Raw genomic sequence first — 24,861 nt, forward strand, 5'->3', positions numbered from 1 at the left:
CCGGACCTCCGCCTCGGGCAGCAGCTCGGCGGCCCAGGTCCAGGTGGCGACCAGGACGGGGCCTTCGGGCCGGTCCTCGGTCATGGCGTTGATGTCGATCACGTGGGCCAGCGGCATGTCCGGCTCGCTGCCGCCGCCGGGCTCGCCGATCCAGTACGCGTCCTCGGGCCGTTCGGTCCCGGCCCCGTCCTCGTCACCGTTCCCGGCGGCGAACCGGCCGAGGTAGTTGAGGCCGATCTCCGGCCGGGCCTGCGCGGCCAGCTCCTCCCCGGTCGCGGGGTTGAGGTGGCGCAGCAGGCCGTAGCCGACTCCGTGGTCCGGGATCGCCCGCAGCAGTTCCTTGACCTGCTTGAGCGCGGTGCCCGCGGCCGGGCCGCCGGCCAGCGCGTCCGCGATGTCGATGCCGTCCAGGGTGAGGGGCACGGGGAAGAGGCTGGTGAACCAGCCGACGGTGCGCGAGAGGTCGGCGCCGTCGACGATGTGCTCCTCGCGGCCGTGGCCCTCCAGCTCGACCGCCACCCCGCCGGTGCCGCGCCAGTCGGCGACGGCCAGGGCCAGGGCGGTCAGCAGCGCGTCGTTGACGCCCGCGTTGAAGACCGAGGGCACCACCGTCAGCAGGGCCTCCGTCCAGCGGGTGGGCAGGGACAGGGTGAGGTCCCGGCCCGTGGCGGCGGTGTCCACCGCCGCGTCCAGCGGGCGGGCGGCCAGCGGCTCGGCGCCTTGTGCGTACTGCTGCCACAGCGGCAGTTCGGTCTCCACGCGCCGCGGGTCGGCGGCGGCGTCCCGCAGCTTGGTCGCCCAGGTACGGAACGAGGTGCCCACCGGCTCCAGCGTGACCGTGCCGTCACCGGTCTCCCCGGCCTGTTCCCAGGCGCTGTGCAGGTCGGGCAGCAGGATGCGCCAGGAGACGCCGTCGACCACGAGGTGGTGGGCGAGGACGAGCAGCCGTCCGGGCCGGTCGGGTCCGGCGTCGAACCAGACGGCCTGGAGCACGCGGCCGTCGGCGGGCGAGAGCCGGTGCTGTGCCGCCGAATTCTCCCGCTCGACCACGGCGGTCAGTGCCGCCGTGTCCAGCCCGGTCACGTCCACGCGCGACAGGCACGCGTCGGCCCGTACCGCGCCGCGGTCGAGGACGGTCCACTGTCCGTCCGCCGTCAGCCGGGACCGCAGTACGGCGTGGTGGTCGAGCACCGCGTCCAGCGCGCGGGCCAGCCGTGCCGCGCCGAGACCGGCGGGCACGCTCATCAGCATCGACTGGTGGAACTGCGCGTGCGGGCCGCCGTCCGCGAGCATCCCCGTGACGATGGGCGTCAGCGGTATCTCGCCGATCGCGGCGGCGGGGTCCTCGGCCGTCGCGGTGCGCTCGGTCCTGGCGGCGCGGGCCAGTTCCCGCGGCGTCTTGTGGGTGAACACATCGCGCGGCGAGATGCCGATACCGGCCTTGCGGGCGCGGCTGACCAGCTGGATCGAGACGATGCTGTCGCCGCCCAGGTCGAAGAAGCCGTCGTCGGCCCCGACCTCGGGGAGCTTGAGCACCTCGGCGAAGAGGTCGCACAGCACCCGCTCGGCCCGGGTACGCGGCGGTTCGCCGGAGGCGGTGGCGGCCCCGGCGGGTTCCGGCGCGGGCAGGGCCCTGCGGTCGACCTTGCCGTTCGGGGTCAGCGGCAGCTCCGGCAGGACCGTGACCACCGGGGGCACCATGTAGTCCGGCAGCCGCTCCGCCAGGTACGCGCGCAGTTCGGCGGCCTCGCACTCGCCGCCCGCGTAACCGACCAGCCGCCGGTCCCCCGGGCCGTCCTCGCGCACCACGACGGCCGCGTGGGTCACCTGGGGGTGGCCGCTGAGCACCGCCTCGATCTCGCCGAGTTCGATACGGAAGCCGCGCACCTTCACCTGGTCGTCGACGCGGCCGGCGTACTCCAGCCGCCCGCCGTGCCAGCGGACCAGGTCACCGGTGCGGTACATGCGGGCGCCGGGGGCGCCGTACGGGTCGGCGACGAAGCGCTGCGCGGTCAGGCCGGGGCGGCCCAGGTAGCCGCGGGCCAGCCCGGCGCCGGTGAGGTACAGCTCGCCCAGGACGCCTTCCGGCACCAGGCGCAGCCGCTCGTCCAGCACCCGGACACCGGCGCCGGGGATCGGGCGGCCGATCGGCAGCGCCCCGGGGGTGATCTCCTCGTCGGGTTCGACGCGGTGCACGACACAGCCGACGGTGGCCTCCGTCGGGCCGTACTCGTTGACGACGGCGGCACCGGGGTGGGCCGTGCGCCACTGGTCCAGTACCTCGCCGACCAACTGCTCGCCGCCGACGACCAGTTCGCCGGTCGGCGAGAACGGGCGGGGCAGCACGGTGAGCAGCGGCAGGTGGGCGGGGGTCGCCTTGACGAAGGCCGCGGCGGGACGCCCGGTGATGCCGTCGGCGTCGTCCAGCGGTCCGACGTGCACCCTGCCCCCGCTGATCAGCGGACCGAACAGGCTGGTGACGGTGAGGTCGAAGGACACCGAGGAGTGCAGCAGGGCCGTCCCGGCGAGCGAGGGGTACGCCTCGGTGGCCCAGCGCACGTAGGCGGCGAGCGAGTGGTGCTCGATGACGACGCCCTTGGGGCGGCCGGTCGAGCCCGAGGTGTAGATGGTGTACGCGGGGTGCGCCGGGTGGGGCGCCGGCCGGTCCAGGGCCGTGCCGTCCAGGCCGTCCGCTTCCGCCGGCCGGACCGCCGGGGGCGCGTCGGCCGCCGCCGGCAGGGTGCCGTCGTCGGTCACGGCGAGCACCGCCGCGGAGTCGGCGAGCATGTACGCGATGCGCTCGGCCGGGTAGGTGGTGTCGACCGGCACGTACGCGGCACCGGTCTTGAGCACCGCGAGCGCGGCGACCACCAGGTCCGTGCCGGGCCGCAGCGCGAGGGCCACGAAGGTCTCCGGCCCGGCTCCGCGCCCGATGAGCAGCCGCGCGAGGCGGTTGGACCGTCCGTCCAGCTCCGCGTAGGTCAGCTCGGCTTCCTGCGTGGAGACCGCGATGGCGTCGGGTGCCACCGCCACCCGGGCCGCGAACAGCTCGGGGACGGTGGGCCGCCGATCGGCGGGTTCGGGCAGGGCGGTGCCGGTGCCGTCGGCCAGGAGCCGTTCGCGTTCGGCGTCGCCGAGCACGTCGATCGCCGACAGGGGCCGGTCCGGCGCCTCGGTGACGGCGGCGAGCACCCGCTCAAGACGGTCCAGCATGCCCTGGACCGTGGCGCGGTCGAAGAGGTCGGTGCTGTATTCCAGCTCGCCTTCGATACCGGCCGGGCCGGTCCCGTCCTGGGTCTCCATGACGTGCAGGGTCAGGTCGAACTTGGCGGTTCGGGAGCCGAGTTCCACCGGTTCGGCAGTCAGGCCGGGCAGGTCCAGGTCGGCCGCGCTGTTGTTGTCCATCGACAGCATGACCTGGAACAGCGGGTGCCGGGCCATGGACCGGGCCGGTTGCAGCACCTCCACCAGCCGCTCGAACGGCACATCCTGGTGACCGTGCGCGGCGAGGTCGCCCTCCCGTACCCGGGCCAGCAGATCGGTGAAGGTGGGGTCGCCGGACAGGTCGGTCCGCAGCACCAGGGTGTTGACGAAGAAGCCCACGGCGTCGTCCAGCGCCTGGTCGGTGCGTCCGGCCACCGGTGTGCCGATGGGCACGTCCGTACCGGCACCGAGCCTCGAAAGGACGGTGGCCAGTGCGGCCCGCAGCACCATGAACACCGAGGCGCCGTTGGCCCGCGCCAGCTCGCGGAGGGCGCCGTGCAGCTCGGGGCGGATGCGGACCGGGACGGTGGCGCCACGGTGGCTGAGCACCGCGGGCCGCTGCCGGTCGAAAGGCAGCGCCAGCTCTTCCGGCAGCCCGGCCAGCGCCTCGCGCCAATAGGCGACCTGCTGGGCGATCGGGCTGTCCGGGTCGTCCTCGCTGCCGAGGGTCCGCTGCTGCCACAGGGTGTAGTCGGCGTACTGGACGGGCAGCGGCCGGAATTCCGGCCGGCCGCCCGCGGCCCGCGCGGTGTAGGCCGTGGCGAGGCCGTCGGCCAGCGGCGTCAGCGACCAGCCGTCGGCGGAGATGTGGTGCAGGACCAGGACGAGCACGCTGGTGTCGGGGCCGGTGGTCAGCACCCGGGCCCGTACGGGAAGGTCGGTGGTGAGGTCGAAGGCGTGGCCGGCCGCCTCCTCGGCGTACCGCTCCGCCTCGCTCTCCTCGACGTCCAGGAACTCCACCTCGACCTGGGCCTGTTCGGGCGTGAGAACGCGCTGGTACGGGTTTCCGTCGTCGTCCGGGAAGACGGTGCGCAGGCTCTCGTGGTGGGCCACCACGTCCTGAAGCGCGGCCCGCAGCGCCTGCTGGTCCAGCCGTCCGGTCAGCCGCAGCGCGAGCGTCAGGTTGTACGTGGCGCCGGGCCCCTCGATGCGGTGCAGGAACCACAGCCTGCGCTGCGCGAAGGACAGGGGTATCCGCTCGGGCCGGGGCACGGGGAGCAGCGGTTCGTGCGTGCCGGTGGCGGCGCCGCAGCGTTCGGCGAGCCCGGCCACGGTGGGCGCCTCGAAGACCGCCCGTACGGACAGGTCCACTTCCAGCGCCGCCCGGACCCTGGCCGCCAGCCGGGTGGCGAGCAGCGAGTGGCCGCCGAGGTCGAAGAAGTTGTCGTCGATGCCGACCTCTTCGATGCCCAGCACCTCGGCGAACGCCTGGCACAGGGTGCGCTCCGTGGCGGTGCGCGGGGCGCGGCGGGCGGCGCCCGTCCCGGCGGCGTAGTCGGGTGCGGGCAGGGCCTTGGCGTCCAGCTTGCCGTTCACGGTCAGCGGCAGCCCGGGGAGGGTGATCAGGGCCGCGGGCACCATGTAGTCGGGCAGGAGGGTGGCGGTGAACTCCCGCAGCCCGGCGGTGTCGAGGTCGTCGTCGCCCTGCGGCACGACGTAGCCCACCAGCCGCTTGTCGCCGGGCGCGTCCTCCCGCGCGAGCACGGCGGCCCGGGCGACGCCGGGGTGTGCCTCCAGCGCGGATTCGATCTCGCCGAGTTCGATGCGGAAGCCGCGGATCTTGACCTGGTCGTCGGCGCGGCCGACGTACTCCAGCTCGCCGTCGGCGTTGCGGCGGACCACGTCACCGGTGCGGTACATGCGGGTGCCCGGCGCGCCGTACGGGTCGGCGACGAAGCGCTGCGCGGTCAGGTCCGGGCGGCCCAGGTAGCCGCGGGCCAGGCCCGCCCCGGCGACGTACAGCTCTCCGGCCACACCGGGCGGTGCCAGCCTGAGGTGGCTGTCCAGGACGTAGGCGCGCAGGTCGGGGATGGGCTCGCCGATGAGGCTGGCGGTGGCGTCGGCGACGGCGCCGCGGTCCAGGGACCGGTAGGTGACGTGCACGGTGGTCTCGGTGATGCCGTACATGTTCACCAGGCGCGGGGCGTCGTCGGCGTGCCGCTCGTACCAGCCCGCCAGGCGCCGCAGGTCGAGCGCCTCACCGCCGAAGACGACCTGGCGCAGCGCCAGCCGGTCCCCGAGCGCGGGGTGCTCCCGGTCGGCCTGTACCAGCTGGTAGAAGGCCGACGGGGTCTGGTTGAGGACGGTGACGCGCTCCCGTACCAGGAGCTCCAGGAACTCGCGCGGGGCGCGGCTCACCTCGCGCGGGACGACCACGAGACGGCCGCCGCTGAGCAGCGGGCCCCACAGTTCCCATACGGAGAAGTCGAAGGCGTAGGAGTGGAAGAGCGTCCACACGTCCCGCGCGTCGAAGCCGAACCAGTGGGCCGTGTGCGTGAACAGCCGGACGACGTTGCGGTGCGGGACCATCACGCCCTTGGGGCGGCCCGTCGAGCCGGACGTGTAGATCACATACGCGGGGTGGTCGGCGGCGCCCGGCCCGTCGCGGCGCTCCGCCGGGTCGAGGTCGTGCCCGTCCAGCGTGGCCAGTTCGGCGGCCGTCCCGTCGTCGTCGAGAACGTACGCCGGAGTCCCGTCCACCACGCCCGCGGTGTCCCGTACGGTCAGCGCCAGCACCGGACGGGTCTCACCGAGCATGAACGCAATGCGGTCGGCCGGGTAGTCCGGGTCGATGGGCACATACGCGGCCCCGGTCTTGGCCACCGCGAGCAGGGCGACGACGAGGTCCGCCGAGCGCGGCAGGGCGACCGCCACGAAGGTCTCGGGGCCGGCGCCGCGGGCGAGCAGCAGCCGCGCCAGCCGGTTGGCCCGCGCGTTCAGCTCCGCGTAGGTGAGCGAGACGTCTTCGCAGGTCACCGCGGTGGCGTCGGGGGTTTCCGCCGCCCATTCCGCAAAGAGCCGGGCCGGGGTGCGGGTGTCGGTTCCGGGCAGCTCCGGGCCTTGGCCGGGCGCGGCCAGCAGCTCTTCCCGCTCACCGGGCAGCAGCGTGTCCAGCGTGCCGACCGTGGCGTCCGGGTCGGCGGTCAGCGTCTCCAGTACGGACACCAGGCGCCGGACCAGCCGCCCGGCCTCCTCCTCGGTGAACAGGTCCGCCCGGTAGTCGGTACGGAACTCCAGCCGCTCGCCGGGGAGGGCCGCGATGGTGACCGGGTAGTGGGCGGCGTCGCTGATGTCGATGCCGGCCACGGTCAGGCCGTCGTCGGCGCCGGGCTCCAGTACGCCGTCGCCGTCGAGCGGGTAGTTCTCGAACACCAGCAGGGTGTCGAAGAGTTCCGCGCCGCCGACCAGCGACTGGAGGTCGGCCAGTCCGAGGTACTGGTGGTTCATCAGGTCGGACTGTTCGCGCTGCACGCGGGTCAGCAGGGCGGCGACCGACTCGGCCGGGTCCAGGCGCACCCGTACCGGCAGGGTGTTGATGAACAGGCCGACCATGGTCTCGATGCCGGGGATGTCGGCCGGGCGGCCGGAGACGGTGGTGCCGAAGACGATGTCGTCCCGGCCGGTCAGCCGGGCCAGCAGCAGCGACCAGGCGCCCTGGACCACGGTGTTGACGGTGATCCCCAGCCGCCGCGCCAGCTGCCCCAGCCGTACGGTCAGCTCCTCGGACGCGATGTGCGAGAGGCTGCTCGGGGCGGCCTGGGCGTGCTCCGCCGTGGACGGTGCGAGCCGGACCGGCTCGGCACCGGCCAGGGCCTCGCCCCAGACCTTCTCCGCGACCGCGCGGTCCTGCCCGGCCAGCCAGGCGAGGTAGTCCGAGAACGGCGCGACCGGCGGCAGCGCGGAGGCGTCGGCCCCGGAGCGGTAGAGGGCGAACAGCTCCTCGACCACGAGCGGCATCGACCATCCGTCCACCAGGATGTGGTGGTTGGTGAGCATGAACCGGTGGTGGTCGGCGGCCAGCCGGGCGAGGGTGAAGCGCACCAGGGGCGGCGTGCTCATGTCGAAGCGGGTCGTCCGGTCGGCCTCGGCCAGCTGGTCCGCCGCCGTGGCGCGCTCCTCCTCGGGGAGGGTGCTCAGGTCCGCGTCCTGCCACGGAAGCGGTGCCTCGGCGGGCACGAACTGGACCGGTGCGTCCAGGCCCTGCTGCCAGAACGCGGCGCGCAGGTTGGGGTGCCGGCCGAGCAGCGCCCGTGCGGCGTCCTTCAGGGCCGCGGCGTCCAGCGGGCCCCGCAGGTCGAAGACCACCTGGGTGTTGTAGACGTCCACGCCGTCCTCGTCGTACGACGCGTGGAACAGCAGGCCCTCCTGGAGGGGGGACAGCGGCAGCACGTCCACGGTGCCCGGACGGGCTTCGGCGAGGGCGTCCAGCCGGCCCTGGGACAGCCCGGCCAGCGGGACGTCCGAGGGGGTCAGGCCCGCGGAGGCCCCGCCCCGTGCGTGCTCGACCAGGGCGCGCAGCGCGGCGAACCAGCCGTCGGCCAGCCGCCGTACGTCGTCCTCGGCCAGCACGTCCTTCGCCCACGCCCAGGAGGCCACCAGGCGGGTGCCGTCGGGGCGCTCCTCGGCCTGCGCGTTGATCTCGACGAGGTGCGCGAGCGTGAGCCGGGCCGCGGTGGCCGTGGCGTCGCCGTCGCTCCGGTCCGCCGCGGCGTCCTCCTCGGAGACCGGCATCCAGTACGTGTCCGCCGCGGCGCCCGGATCGCCGCTCTCCACGGCGAACCGGCCCAGGTAGTTGAAGCCGATCTGGGCCTGGGGCAGGGCGGCGAGGACCGGTGAGGTCTGCGGGTTCAGGTGGCGCAGCAGCCCGTAGCCGATGCCGTTGTCGGGGATCTGCCGCAGCTGCTCCTTGACCGTACGCAGCGCGGCGCCGGCCGCCGGGCCCGCCGTCAGGGCCTCGGTGACGTCGATGCCGTCCAGGTCGAGGCGGAGCGGGAAGAGGCTGGTGAACCAGCCGACCGTACGGGACAGTTCGGCGCCGTCACCGACCTGCTCCTCGCGGCCGTGGCCCTCCAGGTCGACCAGCAGGGCCCCGCCGTCCTGCCGCCAGGCGGCGAGCGCCAGGGCGAGGGCGGTGAGCAGCACGTCGTTGACCGAGGCGTTCAGGGCCGCCGGTACGTCGGTGAGCAGCGGCTCGGTCCAGTCGGCGGGCAGTACGTGGCTGGTCTCGACGGCGGGCGTGCCGTCGGGCACCGGGCCCTGGTGCAGCGGCCGTACGCCGGTCAGCTGCCGCTGCCACATCGGCAGCTCCGCGCCGATGCGCCCGATGTCCGAGGCGGCCAGCTGGAGTTGCTGGGCCCAGGTGCGGAAGGACGTACCGACCGGCTCCAGCGTGACCGGGCCGCCGGTCGCGGTCTGTTCCCAGGCGGACGCCAGGTCCGGAAGGAGGATGCGCCAGGACACGCCGTCCACCGCCAGGTGGTGGATCACCACCAGCAGACGGCCGGCGGCCCGGTCTCCGGCGTCGAACCACACCGCGCGCACCAGCGAGCCCTGTCCGAGGGAGAGCTGCTGCTGGGCGGCCTCGGTGTGCTCGTCCAGCAGCCGGGACAGGCCGGCGGGGTCCGCGCCGGACACATCGACACGGGTGACGCAGTCCTCGGCCCGGACGCTGCCGCGCGGGGCCACCTCCCACAGCGGGATGCCGGCCACCGTCACCAGCTTCGAGCGCAGCACGTCGTGGTGGTCGAGCACCGCCTGCACGGCCCCGGTGAGCCGGTCCGTGCCCAGCTCCGGCGGCACGCTCACCACCATCGACTGGCTGAACTGCGGGAACCACGCGGCCCCGGTGAACGCCTGCACGATCGGGGTCGCGGGAACGCCCCCGATGCCGGCGCTCGGCTCCTCGCTCACCGTCTGCTGCTCCTCGCTCGTCGCTACGGCCGCCAGTGCCTCGACGGTCTTGTGGGTGAACACCTCGCGCGGGCTGATCACCAGCCCGGCCTTGCGGGCGCGGCTGACCAGCTGGATGGAGACGATGCTGTCGCCGCCGAGGTCGAAGAAGCTGTCGTCGATGCCGACCTCGGGTACGCCCAGTACCTCCGCGAACACCGCGCACAGTGCCCGCTCCACGTCGTTGCGCGGCCCGCGTCCCGAGCGGCCCGCCTCGGCGGCGAAGTCCGGGGCGGGCAGCGCGGCGCGGTCGAGCTTGCCGTTGACCGTCAGGGGCAGCTCGGGGAGCGTGACGAACGCGGCGGGCACCATGTGGCGCGGCAGCCGGGCCGCGGTGGACTCCCGCAGTTCGGCGGATGCGACGGTGCTGCCGGGGACCGGCACCACGTAGGCCACCAGCCGCTTGTCGCCGGGAGCGTCCTCGCGTACCACCACGGCCACCCGGTCGACCTCGGGGTGCTCGCCGAGCACCGCCTCGATCTCGCCGGGTTCGACGCGGAAGCCGCGGATCTTGACCTGGCCGTCCGCCCGGCCGATGAACTCCAGCTCGCCCTGTCCATTCCAGCTGACCAGGTCACCGGTGCGGTACAGCCGCGCGCCGGGCGGGCCGAAGGGGTCGGCCACGAAGCGCTGCGCGGTCAGGCCGGGGCGGCCGAGGTAGCCGCTGGCCACCCCGGCGCCGCCCACGTACAGCTCGCCCACCGTGCCGTCGGGCACCAGCCGCAGCGCGTCGTCCAGGACGTACACCCGGGTGTTGGCCACCGGGCCGCCGATCGGCACCCGGCCGCCGTCCGACAGCGGCCCGCTCATCGTGGCGCAGACCGTGGTCTCCGTCGGCCCGTAGGCGTTGATCAGCGTGTGCTGCCGCGACCAGCGGGCGACCAGGTCCGGCGCCGAGGACTCACCGGCGACGACCAGGGTCGTGCCCGCCGGGACCTGTTCGGGGCGCAGCTGGGCCAGTACGGCCGGCGGCAGGGTGGCGTGGGTGATCCGCTGCCCGGTCAGCAGCCGCTCCAGCGGCTCACCCGGGGCGCGCTGCTCCGCGTCGGCCATGACCAGCGTGGCCCCGGTCAGCAGCCCCATGCAGGTCTCCCACACCGAGGCGTCGAAGCTCGCCGAGGCGAACTGGAGCACCCGGCTGCCGGGTCCCGCGGCCAGCCGTTCGGCGTGGGTGGCCGCCAGGCTCGCGATACCGGTGTGCGGCACGACGACGCCCTTGGGGCGGCCCGTGGAGCCGGAGGTGTAGATGACGTAGGCCGGGTCGGCGGGCCGGGCGGGCGCGCTCCGGTCGGCGTCGGTCAGATCCGTACCGGCGAGGCCGGCGAGCGCTCCGGTCACCTCCGGTGCGTCCAGCACCAGACGCGGCACGCCGCCGAGGGCCTGGTCCGCGGCGTCGAGCGCGGCGGCCGTCGCGGAGGCGGTCAGGACCAGGTGCGGTCCGCTGTCCCGGAGCAGGTAGCCGATGCGCTCGGCCGGGTAGTCGGGGTCGACGGGCACATAGGCGGCGCCCGCCTTGAGGACCGCGAGCACGGCGACGGCCAGTTCGCTGCCGCGCGGAAGGGCGAGCGCGATGTGGCGGCCCGGCCCGGCGCCCCGGCCGACGAGCAGCCGGGCGAGCCGGTTGGCCCGGGAGTTCAGCTCCCCGTAGGTCAGCTCCTCCCCGGTGACGACGAGGGCCGTGGCGTCCGGGGACTCGGCGACGCGGGCCTCGAACAGCTCGGGCCAGGTCGCCTCCGGCACCGGCAGTGCGGTGGCGTTGCGCCCGGTCAGCAAGGTGCGGCGCTCGTCGTCGGTGAGCATTCCGAGCGCGGCCAGAGGGGTGTCCGGTGCGTCGGTCAGGGCCCGCAGCACCCGCAGCAGGCGCGCCATCATGGTGCCGACGGCCTGCCGGTCGAGTACGTGCGGCTGGAAGTCCACCCGGAACTCCAGCTCCGCGCCGGGGATCACCGCGATGCTGACCGGGTAGTGGGCGGCGTCCTCACCGCCCACCGCGGACACCGCGAGGCCCGGTACGGCCTCCTGGAGCGCCGCCCCGTCCAGCGGGTAGTTCTCGAAGACCATGAGCGTGTCGAACAGCTCGCCCGCGCCCGCCAGGGACTGGAGCCGGGGCAGCCCGATGTGCTGGTACGGCATGAGGGCGGTGTGCTGCTCCTGGAGCTGCCGCAACAGGTCGCCGGCCGGGCGGGACGGGTCCACGTCCACCCGTACCGGCAGGGTGTTGATGAACAGACCCACCATCGTCTCGACGCCGGGCAGTTCGGCCGGGCGTCCGGACACCGTGGAGCCGAAGACCACGTCCCGGCGCCCGGTGTACCAGCCGAGCAGCACGGCCCAGGCGCCCTGGACCACGGTGTTGACCGTGACGCCGAGGCGCCGGGCCAGCTCCTCCAGCGCGCCGGTCAGCCCGGTGTCCGCGGAGACCACGTGCTGGGCGGGCACGGCGGGCGGCTGCTCGTTCCCGGGGGCGAGCAGGCACGGTTCGACGCCGGACAGCCGCTGCCGCCAGGCGTCCTCGGCCGCGTCCCGGTCCTGCCCGGCCAGCCAGGCCAGGTAGTCCTTGAACGGGCGCACCGCGGGCAGCGTGTCGGCCCCGGCCGCGTACAGGTCGAAGAGCTCACCGAACAGCAGCGGCATCGACCAGCCGTCGAGCAGGATGTGGTGGCTGGTGAACAGCAACCGGTGCCGGTTCTCGCCCAGGTGGAGCAGGGTGAACCGCAGCAGGGGCGGCTCGGTGACGTCGAAGCGCCGGGCCCGGTCGGCCTCGGTGAGGGTACGGGCCTCGGCCTCGGGGTCCGGGTGGCCGGTGAGGTCGGTCTCCTGCCAGGGAACGTCGAGCCCGTCGAGGATCAGCTGCACCGGCCGGTCGAGGTCCCGCTGCCAGAAGGCGGCGCGCAGGTTGGCGTGCCGTTCGAGCACGGTACGGGCCGCGGTGCGCAGCCGGTCCCGGTCCAGTTCCCCTTCGAGGTCGAGTTCCAGTTGGGTGTTGTAGAGGTCGACGCCCTCACTCTCGTAGAGCGCGTGGAAGAGCAGGCCCTCTTGGAGGGGCGACAGCGGCAGCACGTCGGCGGTGGCGGCGGGCAGTGCCTCCAGCTGGTGCTGGGCGAGCCCGGCCAGCGGTACGTCGGAGGGCGTCAGACCGCCCGCGCCCGGCTGCTCGGCGTGCGTCACCAGGGCGCGCAGCGCCTCGAAGAACGCCTCGCCCAGGCGGTGCACCTCCTGCTCCGACAGCAGCCCGGCCGCCCAGCCCCAGCCGGCCACCAGGGCCGGGCCGTCGGCGCGGTCCTCGGTGTGCGCGTTGAGTTCGAGGGCGTGCGGCAGCGGCATCGCGTCGTCGGCGCCGCCACCGATGCCGGTGGACTCCGGGGCGGAGACCCAGTACTGCGGTGCGCTCTGCTCGTCGGAAGCGTCGAAGCGCCCGAGGTAGTTGAAGCCGATCTGCGGGGCAGCAGCCGCAGACAGAGCCTCTTCGGTTTCCGGATTCAGGTGTCGCAGCAGCCCGTAGCCGATGCCGTGGTCCGGAATCGCCCGCAGCTGCTCCTTGACGCGCTTGAGCGCCACCCCGGCCGCCGCACCGCCCCGGAATGCGTCCTCGACGTCAACACCGTCCAGGTCCAGCCGTACGGGGAACAGGCTGGTGAACCAGCCGACCGTACGGGACAGATCCGCACCCGCGACGACCTGCTCCTCACGCCCGTGACCCTCCAGGTCCAGGACGAGACCCGAACCGGCGCCCCGCCACCGCACCACGGCCAGCGCCAACGCCGTCAGCAGGACATCGTTGACTCCCGCGCGGAACGCTGCCGGAACCGTCGTCAGCAACGGCTCCGACCACCGCGCCGACAGCGAGAGTTCCAGCTCCCGCGCAGTGGCGACGGTGTCCCGTACGGGGTCCAGCGCCCTGGCACCCAGCGGAGCTCCGGCATCCGCCAACTGCGCTCGCCATACGGGGAGTTCTGCTTCCACTCTGCCCGCCTCAGCGGCAGCCCGGCGCAACCCCTGCGCCCATGTACGGAAGGACGTACCCACCGGGTCCAGCACCACCGGACGACCGGTCCCCGCCTGCTCCCACGCACTCTCCAGATCGGGCAGCAGAATGCGCCACGACACCCCGTCCACGGCCAGGTGGTGGACGGCCACCAGGAGCCGGCCCGAGCGCCGTGCCCCGGCGTCGCACCACACGAACCGGGCGATGCGGCCGTGGGCCGGGGACAGCCACTGCTGAGCGGCCCGTCCCTGCTCCTCCAGTACGGAGGCCGGCGACGCGGCATCGTCCTCGGGGACCTCGACGCGGACCACGCAGTCGCGGGCCCGGACCGCGCCGCGCGGGACGATCTCCCACACCCGGTCGTCGCCGAGGCGGGACCGCAGCGCGTCGTGCCGGTCCAGGAGCGCCTGTACGGCGGTGAGCAGCCGGTCGTGGCCGAGCTGCGCGGGCACCTCGACGACCATCGACTGGTAGTAGTGCGCGAAGGTGTGCGCCGCCTGTCCCGTCTCGGCCAGGGTCCCGGCGACGATGGGGGTCAGCGGCACTTCGCCCAGGGCCGCGCCGGGGTCCTCGGCGCCGGTCTCCGGCACCGCCCGCGCCACGGGGGCCAGCCCTTCGACGGTGCGGTGGGTGAACACCTCCCGCGGGCTGATCACCAGCCCGGCCTTGCGCGCCCGGCTGACCAGCTGAATCGAGACGATGCTGTCGCCGCCCAGGTCGAAGAAACTGTCGTCGATACCCACCTCGGGTACGCCCAGCACCTCCGCGAACACCTCGCACAGCGCCCGCTCCACCGCATTGCGCGGCGGCTTGCGCACGCCCGAGAGCACCGCTCCGTAGTCGGGAGCCGGGAGCGCCCTGCGGTCGAGCTTGCCGTTCGCCGTCAGCGGGAGGGCCGGCAGCGTGACGAAGGCCGCCGGGACCATGTAGTCGGGCAGGACGTCCGCGACCGCCGCGCGTACGGCGCCCAGGTCCGGTTCCGGCACGGCGGGCACCAGGTAGGCCACCAGCCGCCGGTCCCCGGGGCCTTCCTCGCGGACGGTCACCGCGGCCTGCGCCACCGCGTCCAGACCCGCCAGTACGGATTCGATCTCGCCGGGCTCGATGCGGAACCCGCGGATCTTCACCTGGTCGTCGGCCCGGCCCAGGAACTCCAGGTGGCCGCGTCCGGTCCAGCGCGCCAGGTCGCCCGTGCGGTACATACGGGTCCCCGGCGCGCCGAACGGGTCGGCGACGAACCGCTGGGCGCTCAGGCCGGGGCGCCGCAGATAGCCGCGGGCCAGGCTCGCGCCCGCGACGTACAGCTCGCCGGTCACCCCCGGCGGCACCGGGCGCAGCGCGGCGTCCAGCACATAGGCGCGGGTGCCGGTGACCGGCCGGCCGATCGAGGGCCAGTCGGACGCGCGCAGTTCGGTGACCACGGAGTCGACCGTCGCCTCGGTCGGGCCGTAGCAGTTGTACGCCGTCACGTCGGGCAGGGCCGCCAGCTCCGCCCACAGCGCCTCGCCCAGGGCCTCGCCGCCCAGGCTGAGCACGGACGGGCGGTGCCGCGGGTCGCGCAACAGGCCGCTGTTGACGACGTGCTGCGCGAAGGTCGGTGTCAGGTCCAGGAAGTCGATCTTCTCGGCGACGACATGGGCGGTCAGGGCCGCCGGGTCGCGCCGTACCTCGTCGTCGATCAGGTGCAGTTCGTGGCCGAGGAGCAGCGCCAGCAGCTGGTCCCACGAGGTGTCGAAGGAGATGGAGGCGGTCAGCGCCAGCCGGAACGGGCCGTCATCCGGCGCGGCGAGCAGGCCCCCGCGGTGCGCGTGCAGGAGGTTGGCCACGCTGCGGTGCTCGACGACCACGCCCTTGGGGCGGCCCGTGGAGCCGGAGGTGTAGATGACGTACGCGGGGTGCTCGGGGCGCAGCGGGCGGAGCCGGTCGGCGTCGCCCGGGTCGGTGTCCGCGAGCGTACGGAGCGCGTCGGCCGTGCCGGGCCCGTCGAGCACCACCTGCGGCACATCCGGCACCAGGGCACTCGTCTCCCCGGTGACCAGGGCCAGCACCGGCCGCGCGTCCTGGAGCATGTAGGCGATGCGGTCCACCGGGTAGTCGGTGTCCACGGGCAGGTACGCCGCGCCGCTCTTGAGCACGGCCAGCAGGCCGACGATCAGGTCCGCGGTCCGCGGCAGGGCGAGCGCCACCACCGTCTCGGGCCCGGCGCCGTGCCGGGCCAGGAGCCGGGCCAGGCGGTTGGCGCGGGCGTTCAGCTCGGCGTAGGTGAGCCGCGCCGTACCGTCGGCGTCGCCGGAACCGGCCGGCGCGACCAGCGCCGTGGCGTCGGAGTGACCGGCCGCGGCGGCCTCGAACAGTTCCACGACGGTGGCCGCGGCCGCCGGTGTCCCGGCGCGCGTCCAGTCCGCCAGCTGCCGGGTCTCCTCGCCGGTGAGGACGTCGATGGCGCCGACCGGCCGTTCGGCGTCGGCCGTCATCGCCTCCAGCACCAGCAGCAGCCGCTGGAAGACCAGGTCCAGCTGCCCGGCGGTGAACAGGTCGGGCCGGTAGTCGACCCGGAACTCCAGCTCGTCGCCGGGCAGTACGGCGATGCTGATGGGGTAGTGCGCCGGGTCCTCGCCGTCGACGTACGACAAGGAGAGGTCGCCGGTCGCCTCTTCGAGCGCGGCGGCGTCCAGCGGGTAGTTCTCGAAGACCAGCAGGGTGTCGAAGAGGTCGGGCGCCGGGCCGCCGGTGGTGGCGCCCGCCGCGGCCAGCGACTGGAGCCGGGCCAGGCCCAGATGCTCGTACGGCATCAGCTCGGCGCTCTGCGCCTGGAGGCGGCGCACCAGGGCCGCGACCGGCTCGGCCGGGTCGATGAGCAGCCGGACCGGCAGGGTGTTGATGAACAGCCCCAGCATGTCCGCCACCCCGTCGATCTCGGCGGGGCGTCCGGAGACGGTGGTACCGAAGACCACGTCCTGACGGTGGGTGAGCCGGCCCAGCAGCACCGCCCAGGCGGCCTGCACCAGCGTGTTGGGGGTGACCCCCAGCCGCCGGGCCTGCTCGGCCACCGCCGCCGTCAGCCCGGCCGAGGCGCGGGTGACGTGGTGCTCGGGCAGTACGGGCGTCAGCGGGCCCGCCTCGGGCGCGACGAGGCAGGGTTCGGCCCCGGCCAGCGCCGTACGCCACGCCGCTTCGGCGGCCTCGGCGTCCTGCCCGGCCAGCCAGCCCAGGTAGTCGGAGAACGGGCGGACCCGCGGCAGCGCCGAGGTGTCGGCGCCCTTGCCGTACAGCGCGAACAGCTCACCGACGAGGAGCGGGGTGGACCAGCCGTCGAGCAGGATGTGGTGGCTGGTGAGCAGCAGGCGGTGGTGCTCGGCGGCGAGCTTGAGGACGGTGAAGCGGATCAGCGGCGGCGCGTCCATGGAGAACCGCCGGTGCCGGTCCGCCTCGATGACGCGTGCCGCCTCGGCCTCGGTGTCCGGCACGGTGGACAGGTCGATGTCCTGCCAGGGCATCTCGGCCTTGCCGAGGACGACCGAGACGGGGTGCTTCAGGTCCCGCTGCACGAAGCCCGCCCGCAGGTTCGGGTGCCGGTCGAGCAGGCCCTGCGCGGCACGCCGCAGCAGCCCGGTGTCCAGGCGTCCGTGCAGGTCGAACACGAGCTGGGTGTGGTAGATGTCCACGCCCTGCTCGTCGTAGAGGGAGTGGAAGAACATGCCCTCCTGGAGCGGGGACAGCGGCAGCACGTCGACGGTGCCGGGCACCTCGGCGGTGATCGCGTCCAGCTGCCCGGAGGTCAGCTGGACCAGGGGCACGTCGGAGGGTGTCAGGCCGCCGGCGCCCGGCTGTTCGGCGTGCGCGACCAGCGCCTTGAGCGCGTCGAACCAGTCCTCGCCCAGCCGGCGCACCTCGGCCTCGGGCAGCAGCCGGGAGGCCCAGCTCCAGTTGACGACCAGGCGCGGCCCCTCGGCGTCGTCCTCCGTGAGCGCGGTGATCTCGACGGCGTGCGGCAGCGGCATCGCGTCGTCGGCGCCGCTGCCTTCCAGGCGGGTGGCCTCGGGCGCGGTGACCCAGAACTGGGGTCCGTCCTGGGCGGAGGGAGCGTCGAAGCGTCCGAGGTAGTTGAAGCCGATCTGCGGGGCAGGGGCCGAGGACAGGACGTCTTCGGTTTCCGGGTTCAGGTGGCGCAGCAGGCCATAACCGATGCCGTGGTCCGGGATCGCCCGCAGCTGCTCCTTGACGCGCTTGAGCGCCACCCCGGCCGCCGCACCGCCCCGGAAGGCGTCCTCGACATCGACACCGTCCAGGTCCAGCCGGACGGGGAAGAGGCTGGTGAACCAGCCGACCGTACGGGACAGGTCCGCACCCGCGACCACCTGCTCCTCACGACCATGGCCCTCCAGGTCCAGCACCACACCCGAACCGGCACCCCGCCACCGCACCACGGCCAGCGCCAACGCCGTCAGCAGCACGTCATTGACCCCGGCCCGGAACGCCGCCGGAACCGTCGTCAGCAACGGCTCCGACCACCGCGCCGACAGCGAGGTCAGCCACTCCCGCTCGGTGTCGGCGGTGTCCACCGCCGGGTCCAGTGCCCGGTCCCCGAGCAACGGGTCGGGCAGTGCGGTCTGCCGCTGCCAGAGGTCGAGTTCGGCCGCCACACGCTCCGGTTCCGCCGCGGCCCGGCGCAGGCCCTGCGCCCACGTACGGAAGGACGTACCCACCGGGTCCAGGACGACCGGACGGCCGGTGCCCGCCTGCTCCCACGCGCTCTCCAGGTCGGGCAGCAGGATGCGCCACGACACGGCGTCCACCACGAGATGGTGGAGCGCGAGCAGCAGCCGCCCGGTGGCCCGGTCCCCGGCGTCGAACCAGATGGCCCGGACGAGCCTGCCGTCCTCCAGGGAGAACCAGTCGTGGGCGGCCGTGGTGTGCGCCTCGATGAAGGCGGTCAGCTCGTCGCCCGGCACGCCGGTGATGTCCACCCGCTCCAGGCAGTCGGCGGCCCGTACGGTGCCGCGGTCCCCGACCGTCCAGGACGGACCGTCCGCGGTGTGCGTCAGCCGCGACCGCAGCACGTCGTGATGGTCCAGCACGGCCTGGAGGGCGGTGCCGAGCCGGTCCTCGCCCGCCTGGGCGGGGATCTCCACCAGCATGGACTGGTGGAACCGCGCCCAGGGCCCGGCCTGGTCGGTGGCCAGCACGATGGGGGTGAGCGGGACCTCGCCCAGCGCGGCGCCCGGGTCCTCGGCGCGGACCTCGGCCACCGGCTGCGCGACCGGCGCCAGCCCCTCTACGGTGCGGTGCGTGAACACCTCGCGCGGGCTGATGACCAGCCCGGCCTTACGCGCCCGGCTGACCAGCTGGATGGAGACGATGCTGTCGCCGCCCAGGTCGAAGAAGCTGTCGTCGATACCCACCTCGGGTACGCCCAGCACCTCCGCGAACACCTCGCACAGCGCCCGCTCCACCGCATTGCGCGGCGGCTTGCGCACCCCCGAGAGCACCGCCCCGTAATCCGGCTCCGGCAGCGCCTTGCGGTCCACCTTGCCGTTCGCGGTCAGCGGCAGCGCGTCCAGCGCGACGAACGCGGCCGGCACCAGGTAGTCGGGCAGCCGGGAGCGCAGGAAGGCACGCAGCTCCTCGCCGGTCGCCGCCCCGGGCTCGCGGGGTACGAAGTAGGCGGCGAGCGAGGTGCCGGACGGGGACGGCAGGGCCAGTACGGCGGCCTGGGCGACCTCGGGGTGGGCCGCGGCGGCCGCCTCGATCTCGCCCAGTTCGACGCGGAAGCCGCGCACCTTCACCTGGTCGTCGGCCCGGCCCAGGAACTCCAGCTCCCCGCGCTCCGTCCAGCGCACCAGGTCGCCCGTGCGGTACATCCGCGCACCCGGACCGCCGAACGGGTCGGCGACGAACCGCCCCGCGGTCAGCCCGGGACGCCCCAGGTAGCCGCGGGCGAGTCCGGCCCCGGCGACGTACAACTCGCCCGGCACGCCCCGGGGTACGAGGCTGAGCGCGGCGTCCAGCACGTACACCCGCGCACCGGCCACCGGGCGGCCGATGGTGAGCCGCCCCTCCGCCGCCAGTTCGGCGAAGGTGGCGTCCACGGTGGTCTCGGTAGGCCCGTAGAAGTTGAAGACGGCCAGGCCGTCGCACTCCGCCAGCCGCTGCCGCAGCGCCTCCCCCAGGGCCTCACCGCCGAGGACGAGCGTGCCGGGGCGGTGGCCCGGGCCGTCGAACAGGCCGGTGTCCGCGACGTGCTGGGCGAAGGACGGGGTGAGGTCGAGCAGGTCGATGCGGTGGGCGGTGGCGTAGTCGCGCAGCGCGTGCGGGTCGCGGCGCGTCTCGTCGTCGATGAGGTGCAGTTCGTGGCCCGCCCACATCCACAGCAGCTCGTCCCAGGAGCTGTCGAAACCGACGGCCGCCGTCAGCGCGATCCGGTGGCGCGCGTGTCCGGAGCGGGCCACCAGCGGCCCGAAGAACTCGGCCTGGTGGGCATGGAAGAGGTTCACCACGCTGCGGTGCTCGATCACCACGCCCTTGGGCGTGCCCGTGGAGCCGGAGGTGTGGATGACGTACGCGGGGTGGGCCGGTGCCAGGGGCGCGGTGCGGTCGGCGTCGGTGAGGTCCGAGCCGTCCAGGGCCGCGAGGCGGCGTACGGTCTCCGGCGCGTCGATCACCAGGTGCGGCAGACCGGTGCCCGCCAGCGCGCCGGCCGTGGCGGCGCAGGCCAGTACGGCGACCGGCGCGGTGTCGCGGACCAGGAACTCCAGGCGCTCCGCGGGCTGTCCGGCGTCGATCGGCAGATAGGCGGCGCCGGACTTCAGTACCGCGAGCAGGCCCACGATCAGGTCGGCGGAGCGCGGCAGGTTCAGCGCGACGGTCCGTTCGGGCCCGGCGCCGTGCTCGGCCAGCAGCCTGGCCAGCCGGTTGGCGCGGTCGTTCAGCTCCCCGAAGGTCAGCCGGGTGTCCGCGCAGACCACCGCGGTCGCGTCGGAGTTCTGGGCCACCGCGGCTTCGAAGAGCGCGGGCAGCGTTCCGGTGGGGGCGGTGTGCGCGGTGCCCTGCCAGTCGCCCAGCAGCACCCCGCGTTCCTCGGTGCCGAGCAGATCGAGGCCGCTCAGGGGTGTGTCGGGCTGCGCTGCGGCATGCGTGAGTATCCGCACGAGGCGGTCGAGCAGCGCGCGGGCCGTGGACTCGTCGTACAGGTCGGTGGCGTACTCCAGCTCGCCGTGCAGACCCGCGGGGGCGCCGTCCGGGCCGTACGTCTCGGCGAGGCTGACGGTGAGGTCGAACTTGGCCACGGTGTTGGCGAGCGGGTGGGCGCTCACCTCCAGCCCGGTGAGGCCGAGGCCGGTGTCGCCGGTCGTCTCCCAGGACAGCATGACCTGGAAGAGCGGGTGCCGGGCGGGTGAGCGGACCGGGTCGGCGAGTTCCACCATGCGCTCGAAGGGCAGCTCCTGGTGGGCGAAGGCGGCGAGGTCGGTCTGCCGCACCCGGTCCAGGAGTTCGGTGAAGGCCGGGTCGCCCGCGGTGTCGGTACGCAGCACCAGCGTGTTGACGAAGAAGCCGACGGCGTCGTCCAGCGCCTGGTCCGTACGGCCCGCGACGGGGCTGCCGATCGGGATGTCGTCCCCGGCCCCGTGCCGGGACATCAGCCCGGCCAGGGCCGCCTGGACCACCATGAACACACTCGCCCCGCGGCTGCGGGCCAGCTCCGCGAGGGCGGCGTGCAGCTCGGCGCCGAGCGCGACGGGCAGACTGCGGCCCCGGTGCGAGGCGCGGGCGGGCCGCGGCCGGTCGGCGGGCAGTGTCACCTCTTCGGGCAGCGCCCGCAGCGTCTCGTCCCAGTAGCGGGCCTGCCGGGCCAGGGTGCTGTCCGGGTCGTCCTCGGTGCCGAGCGCGGCGAGCTGGGCGAGGGTGTTGTCCGCGTACTGGAGCGGCAGCGGCGTGAACGCGGGCTGCTCACCCTGTACGCGGGCGGCGTAGGCGGTGGCGAGGTCGGCCGCCAGCGGCTCCAGGGACCAGCCGTCGGCGGCGATGTGGTGCAGCACCACGGCCAGCACGGCCCGGCGCGGGCCGAGCACACCGAGCCAGGCGCGCAGCGGGGTCTCGGTGGTCAGGTCGAAGCCGCGCCCGGTCGCGGCCCGCAGCAGCTCCGGCAGCTTGTCCTCGGTGGCCGCCACGGTCTCCAGGACGGGCGTACGGTCGGTGACCTGCTGGCAGGGCTCGCCGTCGGATGCCTCGGGGAAGACGGTGCGCAGAATCTCGTGCCGCCGCACGACATCGGCGATCGCGCGGCCCAGCGCCTCCTGGTCCAGCTCGCCGTCGAGCCGCAGCACCCACGGCATGTTGTACGTGGCGTCGGCGCCGTCGAGGCGGTTGAGGTACCACAGGCGGCGCTGCGCCAGCGAGAGCGGAATGCGCTCGGGACGCGGGGCCGGTACCGCGGCGTGGGCGGTACGGGTGGCCGTCTGCGCGCAGAGCGGCGCGAGCCGGGCGACGGTCGGGGCCTCGAACACCGACCGTACGGTCAGCTCCGCGCCCAGCGCGGTGCGGATACGGGCGATGAGCCGGGTGGCGGACAGCGAGTGCCCGCCCAGGTCGAAGAAACTGTCGTCGATGCCCACCCCGGGCACCCCGAGCACGTCCGCGAACACCTCGCACAGCGCCCGCTCCACGTCGTTACGGGGGCCACGACCCGAACGGCCCGCGCCCGCCGCGTAGTCGGGGGCGGGCAGCGCCTTGCGGTCCACCTTGCCGTTCGCGGTCAGCGGCAGCGCGTCCAGCACGACGAAAGCGGCCGGAACCATGTGGTCCGGCAGCCGCTCCCCGGCGGCCGCGCGCAGCTCCGCAACGTCCGGTACGGGCGAGCCGGGCACCGGCACCACATAGGCGGCCAGCCGCTGGTCGCCCGGCGCGTCCTCGCGGAGGACCACCGCGACCTGCCCGACCGCCGGGTGGCCGCCCAGCACGGCTTCGATCTCGCCCGGCTCGATACGGAATCCACGGACCTTGACCTGGTCGTCGGCCCGGCCCAGGAACTCCAGCTGCCCCCGCCCGTTCCAGCGCGCCAGGTCCCCGGTGCGGTACATACGGGCGCCCGGACCGCCGTACGGGTCGGCGACGAACCGCCCCGCCGTCAGCCCGGCCCGGCGCAGGTAGCCGCGCGCCAGACCGGCGCCGCCGAGATAGAGCTCTCCCGCGGTGCCCGGGGGAACCTGTCGCAGCGCGCCGTCCAGTACGTACGCGCGCACGCCCGCCACCGGGCGGCCGACCGTGGGCCAGGCGGCGTCCGCGAGCCGGACGTAGGCGGCATCGACCGTGGCCTCGGTCGGGCCGTAGAAGTTGTAGACCGCCGTCGGGCCGTCGGCCAGCCGGGACCACAGCGGTTCGGGCAGGGCCTCGCCGCCGACGACGAGCACGGCGGGCGGCGCCGTCTCGAACAGCCCCTCGTCCAGCAGGTGCTGGGCGAACGCGGGCGTGACGTCGAGCAGGTCCAGCCGGTGGGTACGGGCGTAGCGGTGCAGCGCGGCCGGGTCGCGCCGGGTGTCGTCGTCGATGAGGTGCAGCTCGTGGCCCGCCCACATCCACAGCAGCTCGTCCCACGAGGTGTCGAACCCGATCGACGCGGTCAGCGCGACCCGGAAGCGGCGCCCCGCCGCCTCGCGGAAGAACCCGGACCGGTGCGCCGCCAGCAGGTTGAGCACACTGCGGTGTTCGACGGCGACGCCCTTGGGGGTGCCGGTCGAGCCGGAGGTGTAGATCACGTAGGCGGTGTGCGAGGGGAGGAGGGGGGCGGTGCGGTCGGCGTCGGTGAGGTTGTGCTCGGGGGCCGCGGTCCCGGCTTCGGTTCCGGGCGCGGCTTCGGCTTCGGCTTCGGTGAGGCGGTCGAGCAGGAGCGTACGGGGAGCATCCGCGCCCAGGGTGTCCGCGGTGGCCGAGGTGGCCAGGGCCAGTACGGGCCGGGCGTCGCGCAGCATGTGGGCGACGCGCTCCGCCGGGTAGTCCAGATCGATGGGCAGGTATCCGGCCCCGGCCTTGAGTACGGCCAGCAGGCCCACCATGAGGTCGGCGGTGCGCGGCAGGGCCAGGGCGACCAGGTCGTCGGGACCGGCGCCGGCGGCGGCCAGGGACCGCGCCAGGCGGTTGGCGCGCGCGTTCAGTTCGGCGAAGGTCAGCGCACCGTCGGGGCCGGCCAGGGCGGTCGCGTCCGGAGTGGCGGCGGCCTGCGCCTCGAAGGCGGCGGCCAGGTTCCGGTGCGCGGGCTCAAGCCCGGTCTCGGCCCCGGGTTCGGCTTCGGTCTCGCTCTCGGGTGCCTGCGGCCCGCCCGACTGCCACTGCTCCAGGCGCCCCCGCTCCTCCACGGTCAGCAGGTCCAGGCCCGCCACCACGTCCGTATCGGCGGCACGGACGAAACCGGCGAGCACGGAGCGGTACCGGTCCCGGTGCGCCGCGAGTTCGGCCTCGCCGTACCGCTCGTCGGCACCCTGGAAGTCGATCTCCAGCCCGGCGCCGTCACCCCGGTCGCAGATCACCACCGCCAGGTCCTCGATCGGGCCGATCGACAGGTTGTGGGTGCGGGCGGGCGCGCCGGCGAAGCTCAGCCCGTAGTCGAAGTTCATGATGTTGACCGTGGGGCCGGTCAACTGGCGTCCCTCACCGAGCAGGTTGAGGTCGCGGCGGAGATCTTCGTAGCGGTAGCGCTGGTGCCGCAGCGCGCCGCGCATCTGGTCGGCGGTGTGCCGTACCAGCTCCGAGAGCCGGGTGTCCGGGCGGACCGTGAGCCACAGCGGCACCTCGTTCGACATCATGCCGGGGGTGCTGCGCACGATGGGGCCGCTGCGCGCGGCGACCGGCAGGCCGAGCACCACATCGGTGGCCCCGGTCATCCGGTGCAGGTGGACGGCGAGGGCGGCGACCAGGACGGGCTGCCACGGGGTGCGCCGCTGCCGGGCCGCGGCCTTCAGTTCGGCCAGTTCGCCGGCCGGGAGCCGGTCGCGGGAGTGCCGTACGCCCGTCGACGCGGTGGCCGGGGCGCCGGCGAGGGTGACCGGCTCGGGCCGGTCGGCGAGCGTCTGCGTCCAGTACTGCCGGTCGGCCTCGTAACGGTTGGAGTCCTGGTACTCCCGGTCGCTGTCTGCCAGCGCGCGGAGGGGGCCGAAGGGGCTTGCGCCAACAGGGCTTCCGGTGACGCGGCCGGTGTACAGCTCGGCCACGCGCTGGGCGACCAGCGATCCGGTGAAGCCGTCCATCACGAGGTGGTGGTAGCGGTGGAGCCAGATGTGCCGGTCCGGCGCGAGCGTGAGCAGCGCGAAGGTGAACAGCGGTCCCGCGCCCGGGTCGAGGGGCCGCCGGGCCTCCTCCTCCAGCCATGTGTGGGCCGCGGCCCGGGGATCGGCCTCGGCGCTCAGATCGATGCGCCGCAAGGTGACGGGCACGGACGGCTCGACGGTCTGCACCGGGCCGTCGCCGCCGTCCTCGAAGCGGGCGCGCAGCGCCTCCGCCTCGCCGACCACCTGCCGCAGCGCCGCCTGGAGATCGTCCGCCGCGACGGCACCGTCGATCTCGAAGTATTCGGCGATGCTGAACAGCGGATTGGCCGGGTCGAGATGCTGCGCATACCAAATTCCCAGCTGCGCGGCGGTCAACGGAAGTCGGGTTGTCCCCAGGGCAGACAT

Annotated in this window: 1 protein-coding gene (running past one end of the window); it reads right to left on the minus strand. The window is 74.3% G+C overall.

Annotated features, from left to right (window positions below):
• Positions 1–24,861 carry the 5' portion of a non-ribosomal peptide synthase/polyketide synthase gene (locus ADK86_RS29520; protein ID WP_078952346.1) on the minus strand. Its footprint begins 168 nt before the window's first position, so 24,861 of the gene's 25,029 nt are visible here — the first part of the coding sequence; its start codon is at positions 24,859–24,861; its stop codon lies off the left edge, out of view.

The sequence above is a fragment of the Streptomyces sp. NRRL F-5755 genome (genome assembly GCF_001279365.1).
In the GTDB taxonomy this organism is placed as follows: Bacteria; Actinomycetota; Actinomycetes; order Streptomycetales; family Streptomycetaceae; genus Streptomyces; species Streptomyces rimosus.